At 59.6% G+C, this 15,400-nt stretch carries 13 protein-coding genes and 1 pseudogene; 9 read left to right on the top strand and 5 right to left on the bottom strand.

Translation table 11 applies throughout. The features are described 5' to 3' along the window. The first annotated feature begins 65 nt into the window (after positions 1–65). Entirely contained in the window at positions 66–2,717 is a 2,652-nt protein-coding gene (locus tag BW33_RS09890) for a sensor histidine kinase (protein ID WP_047598666.1), read from the top strand. Between the two features lie 48 nt (positions 2,718–2,765). After that, entirely contained in the window at positions 2,766–3,461 is a 696-nt protein-coding gene (locus tag BW33_RS09885; RefSeq protein WP_047598664.1) for a response regulator, read from the top strand. Between the two features lie 119 nt (positions 3,462–3,580). On the opposite strand, the gene BW33_RS09880 is transcribed toward BW33_RS09885, so the two are convergent. Further along, a complete protein-coding gene (locus BW33_RS09880; protein ID WP_047598663.1) occupies positions 3,581–4,618 on the bottom strand; it encodes a patatin-like phospholipase family protein in 1,038 nt (345 codons plus the stop codon). 217 nt (positions 4,619–4,835) lie between these two features. Between BW33_RS09880 and BW33_RS09875 the strand changes: the two genes are divergently transcribed. From BW33_RS09875 to BW33_RS09865, 3 genes are all read left to right on the top strand, one after another. Further along, positions 4,836–5,114, top strand: a complete 279-nt coding sequence (locus tag BW33_RS09875; RefSeq protein WP_041069470.1) for a hypothetical protein — start codon at positions 4,836–4,838, stop codon at positions 5,112–5,114. A 79-nt stretch (positions 5,115–5,193) separates the two neighbouring features. Next, positions 5,194–5,958 carry a CHAD domain-containing protein gene (locus BW33_RS09870; RefSeq protein WP_047598662.1) on the top strand — a complete coding sequence of 255 codons (765 nt, stop codon included), beginning with the start codon at positions 5,194–5,196 and terminating at the stop codon, positions 5,956–5,958. Positions 5,959–6,180: 222 nt separating this feature from the next. Further along, positions 6,181–6,975 carry an acyl-CoA thioesterase gene (locus tag BW33_RS09865; protein WP_047598818.1) on the top strand — a complete coding sequence of 265 codons (795 nt, stop codon included), beginning with the start codon at positions 6,181–6,183 and terminating at the stop codon, positions 6,973–6,975. A 5-nt stretch (positions 6,976–6,980) separates the two neighbouring features. Here BW33_RS09865 and BW33_RS09860 read toward each other — a convergent pair whose 3' ends face one another. From BW33_RS09860 to BW33_RS09850, 3 genes are all read right to left on the bottom strand, one after another. Beyond that, on the bottom strand, positions 6,981–7,346 hold the full coding sequence (locus tag BW33_RS09860) for an Mpo1-like protein (protein WP_047598660.1): 366 nt from the start codon (positions 7,344–7,346) through the stop codon (positions 6,981–6,983). Positions 7,347–7,559: 213 nt separating this feature from the next. Continuing rightward, a complete protein-coding gene (locus tag BW33_RS09855; RefSeq protein ID WP_047598659.1) occupies positions 7,560–9,041 on the bottom strand; it encodes a methyl-accepting chemotaxis protein in 1,482 nt (493 codons plus the stop codon). Between the two features lie 174 nt (positions 9,042–9,215). Beyond that, positions 9,216–10,022: a TatD family hydrolase gene (locus BW33_RS09850; protein ID WP_047598658.1), complete on the bottom strand. Its 807-nt coding sequence runs from the start codon at positions 10,020–10,022 to the stop codon at positions 9,216–9,218. Positions 10,023–10,257: 235 nt separating this feature from the next. On the opposite strand from BW33_RS09850, the gene BW33_RS09845 reads away from it, so the two are divergent. The 3 genes from BW33_RS09845 to BW33_RS09835 all read left to right on the top strand — a co-directional run bounded on the left by BW33_RS09845 (position 10,258) and on the right by BW33_RS09835 (position 12,779). After that, positions 10,258–11,679: a transglycosylase SLT domain-containing protein gene (locus BW33_RS09845; RefSeq protein ID WP_047598657.1), complete on the top strand. Its 1,422-nt coding sequence runs from the start codon at positions 10,258–10,260 to the stop codon at positions 11,677–11,679. 108 nt (positions 11,680–11,787) lie between these two features. Then, positions 11,788–12,222 carry a DoxX family protein gene (locus BW33_RS09840; RefSeq protein WP_007964771.1) on the top strand — a complete coding sequence of 145 codons (435 nt, stop codon included), beginning with the start codon at positions 11,788–11,790 and terminating at the stop codon, positions 12,220–12,222. Positions 12,223–12,470: 248 nt separating this feature from the next. Then, complete coding sequence (locus tag BW33_RS09835) at positions 12,471–12,779, top strand: hypothetical protein (RefSeq protein WP_047598656.1); 309 nt, start codon at positions 12,471–12,473, stop codon at positions 12,777–12,779. Between the two features lie 5 nt (positions 12,780–12,784). On the opposite strand, the pseudogene BW33_RS09830 reads toward BW33_RS09835, so the two are convergent. Continuing rightward, a pseudogene (locus BW33_RS09830) lies at positions 12,785–13,114 on the bottom strand (GreA/GreB family elongation factor); the annotation flags it as partial. 677 nt (positions 13,115–13,791) lie between these two features. Between BW33_RS09830 and BW33_RS09825 the strand changes: the two are divergent. Continuing rightward, on the top strand, positions 13,792–15,024 hold the full coding sequence (locus BW33_RS09825; RefSeq protein WP_047598655.1) for an MFS transporter: 1,233 nt from the start codon (positions 13,792–13,794) through the stop codon (positions 15,022–15,024). Positions 15,025–15,400: the final 376 nt, after the last annotated feature.

Genomic DNA, 15,400 nt, shown 5'->3' with positions numbered 1-15,400 from the left:
AGCTGCCGCAGGCTGCGATCTTTTAACATTTCACCCTCATTTCAAACCGAACAAGGCAATCCCCGATGAGCGACTCCGGCCGCGCCGACGCGCTGTTAGCAGACCTGCCCCGCGACGGCCGTGGCCGGCTGAAGATTTTCCTCGGTGCCGCCCCCGGTGTCGGCAAGACCTACGCCATGCTCCAGGCGGCGCACACGCAATTGCGCCAGGGCGTGAAAATCATCGCCGGCGTCGTCGAAACCCATGGCCGCGCGGAGACCGAAGCGCTGCTCGGCGGTTTGCCGCAGCAACCGCTGGTGCGCTCGGAATACCGTGGCGTGATGCTCGAAGAAATGGACCTCGACGGCTTGCTCGCGGCCAAACCGAAACTGGTGCTGGTGGACGAACTGGCGCACACCAACGCTCCCGGCAGTCGCCACGCCAAGCGTTGGCAGGATATTCAGGAACTGCTCGCCGCCGGCATCGACGTGTACACCACGGTCAACGTCCAGCACCTGGAAAGTCTCAACGATCAGGTGCGCGGCATCACCGGTGTGCAGGTGCGCGAAACCCTGCCGGACTGGGTGCTGCAGGAAGCCTACGAACTGCTGCTGATCGACCTGCCGCCGCGTGAATTGCTGGAGCGTCTGCGTGAAGGCAAGGTCTACGTGCCGGAACAGGCGCGGGCGGCGATCGATGCGTTTTTCACCCAGACCAACCTCACCGCGTTGCGCGAGCTGGCGATGCAAACGGCGGCCGCGCAGGTCGACAACGATCTCGCTCAAGGCTATCGCCAACTGGGTCAGGCGGCTCCGGCGGTGCGTGGGCGTTTGCTGGTCGGCGTTGACGGCGATGCGCATGCCGAACGCCTGGTACGTCACGCCAGCCGGGTAGCCCAGCGTCGGCATTTGCCATGGAGTCTGGTGCATGTCGACAACGGCACGGTGCGCGACGAGCAATCGCGCCTGCGCCTGCAAAATGCCCAGCAACTGGCCGAACGCCTCGGCGGTGAGGTGGTGTTGTTGCGCGCCGGCGAAGTGGCGAAAACCCTGATCCAGCATGCCGCCGAACGCCGTGCGAGTCTGCTGCTGGTCGGCCAGTCGCGGCCGAGTCTGCGGCGTCGGCTGTTCGGTGGCGGGCTCGCGGCGCGTTTGCTGCGCCAGGCCCATGGCCTGGAAATCAACGTCCTCGACAACGACCATGAACACCCGCAGCAGCGTCTGCGGGTGACGCCGACGCTGGTCTGGTTCGACTATCTGCTGGCACTGCTTGCCACGGTGCTGGCCTGCGCCCTGGCGTGGGCGGTATCGAGTATTTTGCCGCTGCCGAACATCTCGCTGGTGTTCCTCGCGGCGGTGCTGCTGGTGGCGGTGCGCAGCAGTCTGGGCCCGGCGCTGGCCTGCGCGGCGCTATCGTTTCTGACCTACGACTTCCTGTTCATTCCGCCGAATTTTTCCTTCGCCATCCAGCGCGAAGAAGACGTTTTGACCTTGCTGTTCTTCCTGCTGATGGCGGCGCTCACCGGCAATCTCGCGGCGCGTCAGCGACGGCAGTTGCAGGCGTTGCGCGATACGCAGGAAGAGACCACGGAGCTGCTCGACCTGTCGCGCAAACTGACTGCGGCGACGGATCGTCAGGCGGTGATCAGCGCCGCCGCCCAGCACCTCAACGGCTGGAGCGATCTGCAATTGTGCCTGCTCAATCGGGATGGGCAGGGTGGCTGGAAAGTCGAAACCGGCGGGCCGCTGGAGTTCAGCGAGTCCGAACGGGCCGCCGCCGACTGGGCCTGGCAGCACGATCAACCGGCGGGCATGGGCACCGGCACGCTGCCGTTCGGTCGCTGGTGGTGGTGGCCGCTGTCGGTGGAGGACGGGCCGCTGGCGCTGCTCGGGGTCTGCGCCAAAGAGGGCCAGACCTTGAGCGGCCAGCGTCGACGCCTGCTCACCGCGTTGAGTCAGCCACTGGCGCAGGCACTGGCCCGGGCGCAACTGGCGGATGATCTGGAAGCCGCGCGCCTGCACGGTGAAACCGAACAATTGCGCAGTGCGCTGCTGGCCTCGGTATCGCATGATTTGCGCACACCGCTGACCGCCATGCGCGGCAGCATCGACAGCCTGCTGGCCCTCGGCGAAGCGATCCCGCTGGAGGATCGCCGCGAGTTGCTCGAAGGTACCCGCGACGAAGCCGAACGTCTCGACCGCTACATTCAGAACCTGCTGGACATGACCCGTCTCGGCCACGGGGCGTTGAAACTGGCGCGGGATTGGGTGGCGCCGGCGGACATCGTCGGCAGTTCGCTCAATCGCCTGCGTGCGGTGCTCGCGCCGTTGCAGGTCAGCACCGACGTGCCGTCCGAGTTACCGCTGCTGTTCGTGCATGCGGCGCTGATCGAACAGGCGCTGGTCAATGTGCTGGAAAACGCTGCGCGCTTCTCGCCACCACACGGACGTTTGCAACTGAGTGCCGGGGCGAGTGAGGACGAGATTTTCTTCACGGTCAGCGACGAAGGCCCGGGGATTCCCGAGGACGAGCGAGCGAAGATTTTCGACATGTTCTACACCGCCGCACGTGGTGATCGCGGCGGGCAGGGCACAGGGCTGGGCCTGGCGATCTGTCAGGGCATGGTCGGCGCGCATGGCGGGCGGATCAGTGTCGCCGAGGGCATCGACGGGCGCGGCACCAGCATCACCCTGCACCTGCCGTTGCAGACGCAACCGGGGATGGACAATGAAGCCTGATCGCGACTGCGCTACTCTCTTGCCAATCTTTTGTGTTGATGTGAATTCATGAGCCAGACCGCGACCATTTTGGTCATCGACGACGAACCGCAGATCCGTAAATTTCTGCGTATCAGCCTCGCTTCACAAGGCTACAAAGTGCTCGAGGCCGGCACCGGTGCCGAAGGCCTGGCCCAGGCGGCGCTGAACAAACCCGACCTGCTGGTGCTCGACCTCGGGCTGCCGGACATGGACGGCCAGCAGGTGCTGCGCGAGTTTCGCGAGTGGGCCACCGCGCCGGTGCTGGTGCTCTCGGTGCGGGCCAGCGAGGGGCAGAAAGTCCAGGCGCTGGATGGCGGCGCCAACGACTACGTGACCAAGCCGTTCGGCATTCAGGAGTTTCTCGCCCGGGTCCGCGCGTTGTTGCGTCAGGCGCCGGCAGGCGAGGCCCAGCAAGCGGCGCTGACGTTCGGCCCGTTGACCGTGGATCTGGCTTATCGACGAGTGCTGCTCGACGGTGTCGAAGTGGCGCTGACCCGCAAGGAATACGCGGTGCTGGCGCAACTGGCGCGGCATCCGGGACGGGTGATCACCCAGCAGCAATTGCTCAAGGATATCTGGGGGCCGACGCATACCGAGGACAGTCATTACCTGCGGATTGTGGTCGGACATTTACGTCAGAAGCTGGCGGATGATCCGACGCGGCCGCGGTTTATCGTCACTGAGGCGGGGGTTGGGTATCGGTTGTTGAGTGATGTTGGCTGATCTCGCCTCTTCGCGAGCAGGCTCGCTCCCACACTGAATCTGCGTCGTTCAAAAATCCCCTGTGGGAGCGAGCCTGCTCGCGAAGATGTCATCAAACACACCCGAGAAATCAGGCCCGATCAACCCTGCTCACTCTCATACCGATCCAGCGTATCCCGCGCAATCTCCCGTCCCAGCGCGATCAGTTCCGGCGCCTTGTAGAACTCGAAAAACCGGCACACGCGCTTCGGTACATTGATCAGGATGTCCGGCGGATAGCCGGCGATCTTGTATTGCGCCAGCGAGGTCTGCATCACCTCGAAACTCTGGTTGATCAGGTCCAGCAGTGATGCCGGCCCGACGTTGTCGATGATGAACGAACCGGTGGCGGATTTCGGTGCGCCTTCGCGTTCGGGAGCCGCTGCCGGTTGCTGACTTTCCGGCTCGCTGCCTTCCAGCCATGGGTTGATGTCTGCCGCCTCTGCGCGCAAGGCTTCCTGTTCGAGCAACAGCAATTGTTCGGCCTGTTTGCGGCGGAACGGCATCTTCGAACCCAGCGAACTGAGCAGGCTGTCGAAGCGCGAACGAAACGCTGGCGGACGCTGGATCACCGGCAGTTTGTAGTGGCGCTGGTTGGTCGCGTTGAGGTTGACCGCGATGATCAGGTCGCAGTGGCTGGAGACCACCGGCACGATCGGCAACGGGTTGAGAATGCCTCCGTCGACCAGCATCCGGTTGCCCTGCATCACTGGAGTGAACAGGCTGGGAATCGCCGCCGAGGCGCGCATCGCCTGATGCAGGCAGCCCTCCTGAAACCAGATTTCCTGCTGGTTGGTCAGGTCGGCGGCGACCGCGGTGTAGGGAATGCGCAGGTCTTCGATGTTGATCTCGCCGACGATCTTGCGGATCTGCCCGAAGACTTTCTCGCCGCGAATCGCCCCCAAGCGAAAACTCACGTCCACCAGTCGTAACACGTCCAGATAATCGAGGGTTTCGATCCAGGTGCGGTACTCGTCGAGTTTGCCTGCGGCATAGATTCCGCCGACCACCGCGCCCATCGAACAACCGGCAATGCAGGCAATGTCGTAACCGCGTCTTTCGATCTCCTCGATGACCCCGATATGGGCATAGCCCCGGGCGCCACCGGAGCCCAGCACCAGTGCGACACGCTTTTTCATCAAACTTCCTCCCGACAAGGCCCCCACAATGCACCCATCCGGGGGCGGGCGACAATCGCCAGGGTCGCTGGGGGCCGCCGGGGCGTCGTTTTTTCGATACTCCGTGACCACTCGGCGCTATGCTTTGGTCACCGCAGATTCATGGGGCGCCAAGGCACTTTTCCCGCGCTGTAACGTCTTACCTGCACGACTGTTGACCTATTTTGAGGTGTGAGTGATGAAAGCCTGGATCTGTGTGCCGTTGATCGCGCTGGCATTGGCCGGTTGCGCTGGCAAGACTGCTTATCGTGACAGCTGTGGCAGTCAGCTCGATGCGGCGTGGCATGAACTGGACCTGGCCAAGGCCGAAGGTTTCGCCGGTACGGTCAGTTACTCCAAGGCGCTGTCGTTGCTGACGGCAGCCAAGACTCAGCAGCAATTCGAAGGCTTTGAAGGCTGCAGCAAAAAGGCCGAGAAAGCCCGTTTCTATATTCGCGAATCCCGCGCCGGGCGCTAAGCTGCTGACTTGACGCAAGGATGCGCCTGCCTTCTCACGGCAGACTCATCCTTCAAGCCATGTGAATCAGGAGCAAGTGATGTCTGCGTTGGTGGATCGGTTGGTGGCTCATGTCCTGAGTCTGGAAGTGCGACTGCTGGCCTGTCAGGCGCGCCTGACTGCGCGGACCGATCCCGAGGCGCTGCACGACTTGCGCACCACGGTGCGGCGCTTGCGCAGCCTGTTGCGACCCTTGCGTGGTTTGCCGGGTGTTGAGCAACTGGAAGGTGCCGCATCGGCGGTCGGTCAGTTGACCACGCCGTGGCGCGATCGCGAGGTGTTGGCGGCCTATCTGCTGGCGCACGATCAGCCGCACGCGGCGCAACGGCGCCTGGCGCAGATGGCCGAGGCCTATCCGACGTTGGCGGCGAGTGCCGAAGTGGCTTCACTGCTGATCATCCTCGATGCCTTTCCGCGCTTTTTGCGTGCCTCCGAGCGCCAGGGCTTGCTCAGGGGGCTGGGCAAACGCATCGAAAAACGCCTGCACAAACAATGGCAAAAACTCGACGAGGCCCTGCACGATCCGGCCCACGACCGGCATCGTCTGCGCTTGCTGATCAAGCGCGTGCGTTATGGCATCGAAGCCTATCCGGAACTTGATCGCCTGCCCGAGGCGGCGCTGGCGCGGTTGAAGTCGGCGCAGGGCGCGCTGGGCGACTGGCACGATTGCTGGCAGTGGCTGGCGCGGGCGGAGCTGGAAAGCGATCTGCAACCGTGCGTCGCGACCTGGCAGGCGGGCCTGATCAAGGCTGAAGCCAAGGCGGATCGGGTGCTGGAAAAACTCAGTTCAAGCTGCTTCAAATAATCTCGATATCACCCGGCCCCTGTAAAAGCTGCCGAAGGCTGCGATCTTTGCTTTTTAAAATCAAAGGATCGCAGCCTGCGGCAGTTCCTACAGGGGTTTTTCTTTGAGTGGGAAATCGATGTAAGGCCTTTCTGTCAGTCCATTTGACCGGAATAGACGCTGCGGCGCTCTGCCATGCTGGTTAAGATCGCTGCATTCCTTTATTCGCTTGCCGAGGTTGTCATGCGCTTTTCCGATCTGATCGAGGCGGTCCGTCGCCAACCTGAAGTGACCATTCCTGCCGAGTGGGGTCAGGGTCGGGCCAGTTTTGGTGGCCTGGTCGCGGCGCTGCAATACGAAACCATGCGCGCGAAAGTGCCGGCGGATCGCCCGGTGCGTTCGCTGGCAATCACTTTTGTCGGCCCGGTCGAGCCGCAAGTGCCAGTGCGTTTCGAGGTCGATGTGTTGCGCGAAGGCAAAGCAGTCAGCCAAGTGCTGGGCCGGGCCATGCAGAACGGTCAGGTGGTGACGATTGTGCAGGGCAGCTTCGGCGCTTCGCGACCTTCGGAAGTGGGCGTTGCCGCCTATCCGGCAGCTGAAATGAAACACTGGGAAGAATGCCAGGAGTTGCCCTACATCAAGGGCGTGACCCCGGAGTTCATGCGTCACCTGGCGATGCGCTGGAGCGTTGGCGGCATGCCGTTCACCGGCAACACATCGCGACAGATGGGCGGCTGGGTGCGTTTGCGGGGGGACGTCAAGGAAGAACCGGTCAATGAGGCGCATCTGCTGGCGCTGGTGGATGCGTGGCCACCGGCCTTGTTGCCGTACCTGAAGAAACCGGCACCGGGCAGCACGCTGACCTGGACCATCGAATTCGTGCAACCGTTACGCGACCTGAGCACGCTGGACTGGTGCAAATACCTGGCAGACATCGAGTACGCCGCTGATGGTTACGGACATGTCGCCGCCAAGCTGTGGAGCGCAGAGGGAGAGTTGATCGCCATGAGTCGGCAGACCGTGACGATTTTTGCCTGAGTGACTCAGTGCCAACGGTGGCGTTCCCGCCAGGCGCGCCACCAGCCGCCACTGAGGAAGAACCGTGGAAAGGTCAGGAACTGCTCGACCAGCAAGCGTGACACGGCATCTTTGCGATCGCTGAACGGCTCGGAGGCTTGCGCCTCCAGGCTGTGGCCGTGGCGCTGCAGACCCAGCGCCGCGACGATACCGATCACGCCGATGGCGACACTGGCCAGGCTCAGGCTGAACACCCCGGACACGATCAGCAGAAATGCAACGATGAACAGCGGTACGGCAATCAGATGCAACACCAGATTGGTCGGGTGCTGATGATTGTTCGGGTACGCGCGCCATTGCCACGCAGGAAGATTGGGGTGACGTTTGCCCATGTTGGCTACTCCTCGATCCATGTTGAACACATGGTTGAAGAATAGGCCGGGGCGGGTGGGGCGGCGAATCAAGGTTGGCTATGGTGGTGATAGGCGCAATGGCTGGATTCAATGGTGTTGCAATTGACGCCATCGCGAGCAGGCTCACTCCTACAAAGGATCTGCTGCGCACACAAATCCCCTGTAGGAGTGAGCCTGCTCGCGATGAGTCCCTTAAAGTTTGAGTTGACCTATCGCCTTGCTCAGCTCCCCGGCCAATGTCGCCAACTCATTACTGGTGGTCGCCGAATCCACCGTCTGCTGCACGGTGTTTTCGGTCACGTCACGAATGCTCACCACCGCTCGATTCATCTCTTCCGCCACCTGACTCTGCTGCTCGGCCGCCACCGCAATCTGCGTGTTGCTTTCGCGCATCTGCGCCACGGCGCCAGTGATTTCCGCCAGCGCCTCGCCAGCCTCCTGCGCCTGCTGCACGCAGTCGTCGGCCTTGTACGAACTCTCCTGCATGAAGTCCACCGCGTCGCGGGTGCCGGCCTGCAGTGCCGAGACCATGGTGGTGATTTCATCGGTGGAGGTCTGCACGCGTTTCGCCAGGTTGCGCACCTCATCGGCGACCACCGCAAAACCGCGGCCCATCTCGCCGGCACGGGCCGCTTCGATGGCGGCGTTGAGGGCCAGCAGGTTGGTTTGCTCGGCGATGCTGTGGATCACACTGACCACACCGTTGATCTTCTGGCTGTCCTCGGCCAGGCGCTGAATCATCTCGGCGGTCTGTTGCACACCGCTGGAGAGTCCGGCAATCGACTGCTGCACGCGGCTGACCACTTGCTGGCCGCTGCCCGCGAGACCATCGGCGGTCTGCGATAGATCACGGGTGGCACCAGCATGCTGGGCGATGTGATAAACCGTGGCGGTCATTTCATTGATCGCGGTGGCGGCCTGATCGGTTTCGCTCTGTTGACCGAGCATGCCGTGGCGCACTTCGTTCATGCTCGCCGCCAGACGCGCAGCACCGACGTCGAGTTGCCGCGCGGTGTTGGCGACGGTGGTGACCACGCGTTGATAACCGGCCTGCATCGCGTTGAACGCATTGGCCATCTGCCCGACTTCGTCCTTGCAGGCCAGCGGCACGCGGGCCGAGAGGTCACCGCTGTTCTCGACATGCAGCATCACATCTTTCAAGGTGTTGAGCTGACTGAGCAGGAAGCGGATCAGCAACTGCGAGGCGCCGAGCATCGCCAGCATCAGGATGAACACCGCCACCGCGTAGTTGGCAAAGCGTTCGCTGAATACTTGCGCCAGGCTTGGGCCATAGGCGATGACCGCGACTTGCTCGCCGTCGGCGCGGCTGAACACTTCGGCGCCCAGCAGCGGGTTGTTGCCGAACAGCGGCAGATGATTGATCTCGTTCCAGCCGTTGTTGTCGCTGATCTCCAACACGGGTTGATCGTTGAGGCGTGGCACTTCACCGCGTTTGAACGTCAGCACCTGATCGGCCTTGGGCAGCGCCTGCCCGGCCGGCCACGCCTTGAGCAATTGCGCCTGGGCCTGCGCGGAGGTTTTCGACGCCTGGCTGCGGGCCTGCTGCTCAAGTTGCACGGCGTACAACACCAGCAGCAGGGTGGTGACGAAGGCGACCGCATTGACCGCCCAGAATTTGTATTTCAGCGAGATATTGCTAAGCCAGGCACCCATGGAGGTCTTCTCTGATAGCGGAAACAGTTTTGGCAAGGTGCCATCATTGTGCCGCTACCTTGGAAGTCGGGGTTGATGTGGGTCAACAGATCAAAAGATCGCAGCCTTCGGCAGCTCCTACAGGGTGCTCGCTATCTCAATGCAGGAGCGGCCGAAGGCTGCGATCTTTTTGGCTTAAACCAATGTCGGAAGGTTGTAGAACGCTCGGGCGCAGGCTGTGGTATGCGCCGCCAGATCTTCCTCGGTTTCGCCGCGATGCAGCGCCACTTCGCGCAACACTTCGGTCAGATACGCCGGCTCATTGCGCCCGTTTTTCGGCTTCGGACGCAAAGTTCGCGGTAGCAGGTACGGCGCGTCGCTTTCGAGCATCAGTCGTCCGCGCTTGATCTCCTTGACCAGCGGATGCAGATGCGTGCCGCGGCGCTCGTCGCAGATCCAGCCGGTGATACCGATGTGCAGGTCCAGATCGAGGTAACTGAACAAGGCTTTTTGCTCACCGGTAAAGCAGTGCACCACGGCGGCGGGCAGTTGATCGCGGAAGTCCCTGAGGATTTCCAGCAGACGCTGACTGGCATCCCGCTCATGCAGGAACACCGGCAACTGCAGTTCTACCGCCAGCGCCAGATGTTCTTCGAGGACTTTTTCCTGTTGCGGGCGTGGCGAGAAATCACGGTTGAAATCCAGCCCGCATTCACCCACGGCGACCACGTTCGGCTCTTGCAGCAGGCTGCGCAAACGGCGCGCGCTGTCAGCATTCCAGTCACTGGCCGAATGCGGGTGAATACCGGCGGTGGCAAACAGCTGCTGGCCGCGTTCATCCAGTTGCCGGCACAGCTCCAGCGCCTGTTCGCTACTCTCGACGCTGGTGCCGGTCAACACCAGTTGGCAGACCCCGGCAGCGTAGGCGCGGTCGAGCACGGCCTGATGTTTTTCGGCGAAACTGGGGTTGGTCAGGTTGACGCCGATATCGATGAGTTGCATGGTTCTACCTCGGGCCGAAGGCCGGAAAGCATACCAGAGCTGTAGATTTATAAGAAAAGCCAAGAACTACAACGAGTTATAGCTGTCTTTTGATGCCGCGACGCAGCCCGGGTTGGCAGGAATGCCATCACTGTGCCAGTCTCTCGCACTTTGCCAGCGCTCCAGGCGCTCTGTTTTCGTCGGTGATTTCGACCGTTCAGCGGTGAAATCACCCCGTATTCTTTCCGGAGAGTGGATGCATCGTCCCTCGGTTTTGCTCCTGATGTGTGCGTCGCTGCTACTGCCGATAACGGCGGTTGCGCGCCTGCCCGGGCCACAGCAAGCCGTGCCGGCCGCCAAGGTTCGCGACCTGTCGGAAATCCGCAGCAGTCGCGTGTTGCGAGTGCTGGTCAATCAGAGCCGCAACAGCTCCGGTGAAGTTCAAGGCCAGGCCATCGGCGTCGAATACCATCGCCTGCGCGCCTTCGAGCAATACCTCAATGGCCACGCTCGCGATGGCCAGGAAATCACCCTCAAGATCATTCCCAAAGCCAAGGATCAACTGCTTGGCGCGTTGCAGCGCGGCGAAGGTGATCTGGTGGCGCCCGGTGAGCTGCTCGATCTGCAACCCGGCTACGCGGTTGCCAGCAGTGAGCCAATCGCCAGCAACGTGCCGCTGGTGCTGGTCGGTATCAAGGGCGAGCGTCGCTACACCAAGGTCGAGCAGCTTTCCGGCAAGACCCTGGCCTTGCCGACCGGCAGTGCGGCGGGGGAGGCGGTCAGCCAGCTCAATCAGAAACTGGCGTTGCACAAACTGGCGCCGATCAAGATCGAATGGGTCGATCCGACGCTGGCGGTCGAGGACGTGCTGGAGATGGTGCAGGGCGGGATTTTCCACCTGACCATCGTCGAGCAACCGATCGCCGAGCGTTGGGGCAAGATCCTGCCGAAGCTGCGTTTCGACCGGCAGTTGATGATTAGCGAGCCGGGTGAGGAATACTGGTTTGTACGCCGTGATGCCTCGATGCTGCGGGCGAGTATCGATCGCTTTCTGGTCGGCTACAAGAAACCGGCGAACGAGGATGCAGAGTTTCTGCGGATCTATCGGCGGCTCTACCAAGTGCATTATCCGTTGGCCAAGGCTAACCGCCAGCGTCTGGAGAAACTGCGCCCGACCCTGCAAAAACACGCGGATGCGCAAAGCATGGACTGGCTGAATCTGGCGGCGCTGGCCTTCAAGGAGTCGGCCCTGCAACCCAGCGCCCGCAGCGGCAGTGGCCCGACCGGGTTGATGCAGATTACCCCGTCCGCAGCGCAGCGGGTCGGTGTGAATAACATCCAGAATCTCGATGCGAATGTGCAGGCCGGGGCCAAGTACCTGGCGATGATCCGTCGCAAGTTTTTCAACAGTCCGAAACTCAATGAGCGCGAGCGCATGGCGTTCACCCTGGCGGCCTACAACATCGGCCCGGAGCGCGTGCAAGGCATGCGCGCCGAGGCACGGCGACGCGGGCTGAATCCGAACCAGTGGTTCTTTCAGGTTGAGCGCATTGCCATGGAACAGGTGGGCATGGGCCCCGTCAGCTATGTTAATAGCGTGAACAAGTATTACCTGGCGTTCGACCGGGAGCGGGAGTCGTTGGAGCCCCGGGGCCAGAAAGTCGCCTCACGAAAATGATCTAATAATTTGATTGTTATGGCGAAATAATTGCGCTTTTAACATGAATTTAACTGATTAATATAGCGGCCAATCCCAACACACTTATCGCAAAACAAGGAATGCCCCATGAGCTCTCTGATCAACAAGGTTCTGTTCACCCGCGCCGGTTATGGCCTGACCATTCTGCGCATCGCAGTCGGCGTGATCTTCGCCGCCCACGGTTCACAAAAGCTGTTTGGTCTGTTCGGTGGTTATGGTCTGGCGGGCACCGCGCAATACATGGACAGCATTGGTCTGCACCCGGGTTACCTGATGGCCACGCTGGCCGGCGGTACCGAGTTCTTCGCTGGTCTGGCGCTGATCATCGGCCTGCTGGTGCGCCCGGCGGCGCTTGGTCTGACCTTCCTGTCGCTGGTGGCGATCTTCACCGTGCACATCAGCAATGGTCTGTTCATGGCCAACAACGGTTACGAGTTCGCCCTGGCGCTGCTCGGTGGCAGCCTCGCGGTGATGATCGAAGGCGCCGGCAAGCTGTCGGTGGATCGCGCCATCGCCGGTTGAGCGCTCTGGATCAAGCAAAAGGCCCGCATTGTGCGGGCCTTTTTTGTTGCGGCCGATTCTTGACACTCATCGGTCACGTTCTCTAGGATGTTGCTCATGCGCCGATTTAAACAGCTACTTGCGGGGCGCCAGGTGACTCAGACAGTTGCCGTCAGAAGCCGGAACAGGGCTTCGAAATACCGCTAAAGCGCTGGTTCGGTGTTGCCTCTCACCTGCCATGCAGACTTTTGAGGCAGAGACACGACACGATGAATGCACTACGCCCTCCAGCACGTCCCGCGCCGATCACGGCACATATCACTCAGCGCAACCCGAAAATCCTGCTTGGCGGCAAACATCAGCCGACGCTGTTGCGTTATCTCGATGGCTGGCCACGTCGCAGCGGTGGTCCCGCCGCGTTCCTGATCCAGTTTGTCGAGGATGGCGAGTCCCTGGCACGTTTTGCCAGCGACAGTTTCGATCTGGCGGTGATTCAGGCACCCAGCGCTGAAGACGCTCCGGATATGATCAAGCAACTGGTTCGCGTCGCGCGGCAGGGGTTGATCACCCGCCGCTGAAACGCTCAGGGATAATCGATCGCCACGATATAGACAAACTGCTCACCGGTTGGCGTCTGTACCCGGACTTCGGCGTCCAGCGCCTTGCCGATCAAGGCGCGAGCCAGTGGTGAGTCGATGCTGATCAGACCCAGTTTCAGATCCAGTTCATCCGGACCGACGATGCGGTAGCGCGATTGCTTGCCGTCTTCGTCCTCGATGGTTACCCAGGCGCCGAAGTAGACCTTGTTCGGATCGCTGGGTTTTTCGCTGACGACCTTCAGTGCTTCGAGACGCTTGGTGAGAAAACGCACGCGGCTGTCGATCTCGCGCAGCATTTTCTTGCCGTAGGTGTATTAGCACTCCTGCCAAATACATACTAATTATCCCGATCCTCTCTCGAAGGCGGGTGGTTTTTTCGGCATTCCTCTCCCTTAAGCTATATGCAAGATTCGCATAATAAGTACTCAGTACTATAAGTGTTTAGGAACCGCCGGGGAGAGAAGACAATGGCTTACGTAGCCAAAGTGAAGGTTAGGTACCGGAATGACGATACGGGACGTGAGATCCAGTTGCCCGGTGTGCTAACGGAAGGAGGAGTGTTGATCTCGCACCTGAGATACCTGGCAAGCGAGCCAACTAAGAGTGCGTCGTGGAGGGAAAGGAGCGTGTTCGCGATGAGGGACACCTCGTGCCGAGTGCTTCTTCAGTTTCGCTGTAATAGCGCCTGGTCGTATCACGGGCAACGTGCGCACGATCGTTGTACCTAAATCAAAGCGCCATTCCGGTATTTTTTATTTAAAACTGAGTAGTTTTTCGCGTGCACTAAATTGGAAAATGCGCACCATTTCGAGCCGCCCAGAAAATTTTCTAAACAGATCTGGGGTCGGGCCCTAAAAAATAAGAGCTAAATTGGTGCGGAAAAAAATACTTTGACAGGGTGATCGGAGTTGTTACAAATTGCGCCGGGAACACATCGGGCTGAGCGATGTGTTCGATTAGAATTACTCCCGATACCTAAGGAAGGGTAAATATGGCTGAAGCGCCTTTTGAATTAATTTCTGAAGTTAAAAGTTCTTCTAGATTGCCACTAGGTCAACTGATATTGGCAATGGGGCTGATTTTAGTTGGTGCGGGGCAGACACTTCTCTATGCGTTGCTGGGGCCGGCGGCTCGTCAGATTGGGCTGTCCGATGTCCAAACGGGATCTATCGTCGCCATCTCCGCCTTTATACTTACTTTCGCTTCGCCCATTTGGGGGAGGGTGATCGATCGTTCAGGAAGTCGTCTCGTTTATTTGATCGGTATGTTCAGTTACGCTGCGGGCTCATTGTGCTTTGCATTGGTTTTAAATGCTGGGATGAATTTAGCGTTCTCCGCACTAAGTGTGTTGGGTCTTTTGATTTTTGTTCGTGTTATTTACGCATCGATGACTGCCGGAATTCATCCAGCAGCGATGGCAAGCATTGCGATGGTCACTCCGAAAGAAAAGCGTCCGGCGAAGATGGGCCTAATGTCTGCTTGTTTTGGGTTGGGGTCTACACTGGGGCCGCTTTTGGGCGCCGGCCTTGGAGGATACGGATTGCTCTGCCCGCTGTACGTTGTTGGAGCTCTCGCCTTTTTAAATGTCCTGTTAGGAATGTTTTTGCTAGACAGGCCAAATGGAAATCTTTCACCTGAAGCTGTTCATAAAACCAATGCATTGCACCTGTTCGATTCTAGAGTTATCGGAGGTTTGCTGGCTACTGTTCTGGTTTATGTAGGCTTTTCAGCCCTACAGCAGTCTATCGCCTTTCATGTCCAAGACACATTGCACTTGAATGCAGCTGAAACTGTAAAACAAACAGGAGTTGTGGTATTTGGGCTTGCCGTAGCAATGGTGGTAACTCAATTTTTTATAATTCAGTATTTTAAACCAGGCCCCCTCAAAGCAATTTCTATCGGTGGTGCACTTGCATTTACTGGTCTTGCATCAATCGCGCTTGGCGCTGTCACGATTGAGCAGATTACGGTGGGAGCGTCTCTCGCAGGGGCTGGATTTGCGTTCTTATTTCCCGGTCTTCAAGGAAGCCTTTCGAGCTCTGTAAAAGAGTCGGAGCAAGGAAGTGTTGCTGGACTTTCATTTGGGGCAGCGGCGCTGGGATACGTGATCGGCCCATTAATCGGGACGTCGCTTCTTGCCGTGGGTTATGGAGCCACGTACTGGTGTGCCGCCATACTCGTATTGATTGGCGTGCTGGTCGCTATGGTTAAAGGTCTTAGTTAATAAGGAATATTCTGGTTTTCTGTCTTTCTAGGTTGCTCCATTATTGGTTGCGATGAAATATCGTATTTTTTTTGCGAATTATAATAAGAGGATGTGCGTCCAGAAACTTGGAAGCCAAATCTGTAGCATAGGTGAAGTTGTAAGGATGTGACCGTAATAGCAAGCGTGCTCTTTACTTAATAAGGATGTCTAAACTCATGCAATCTATTAGTTTGATTCAGAATGGCAGTTCCCTCGCAAGGAGTTTTGAAATTGTGATGCGAGCGGCGGAAACCAAGCCAGCCAAGGCAGCGGCAGAAACCAAGCCAGCCAAGGCAGCGGCAGAAACCAAGCCAGCCAAGGCAGCGGCAGAAACCAAGCCAGCCAAGGCAGCGGC

Origin of the sequence: Pseudomonas sp. RIT288 (assembly GCF_000631985.1) — a bacterium.
Taxonomy (GTDB): Bacteria; Pseudomonadota; Gammaproteobacteria; order Pseudomonadales; family Pseudomonadaceae; genus Aquipseudomonas.
Note: the sequence above shows the minus strand (reverse complement) of the source record. Positions and strands in the feature narration are given on the sequence as shown.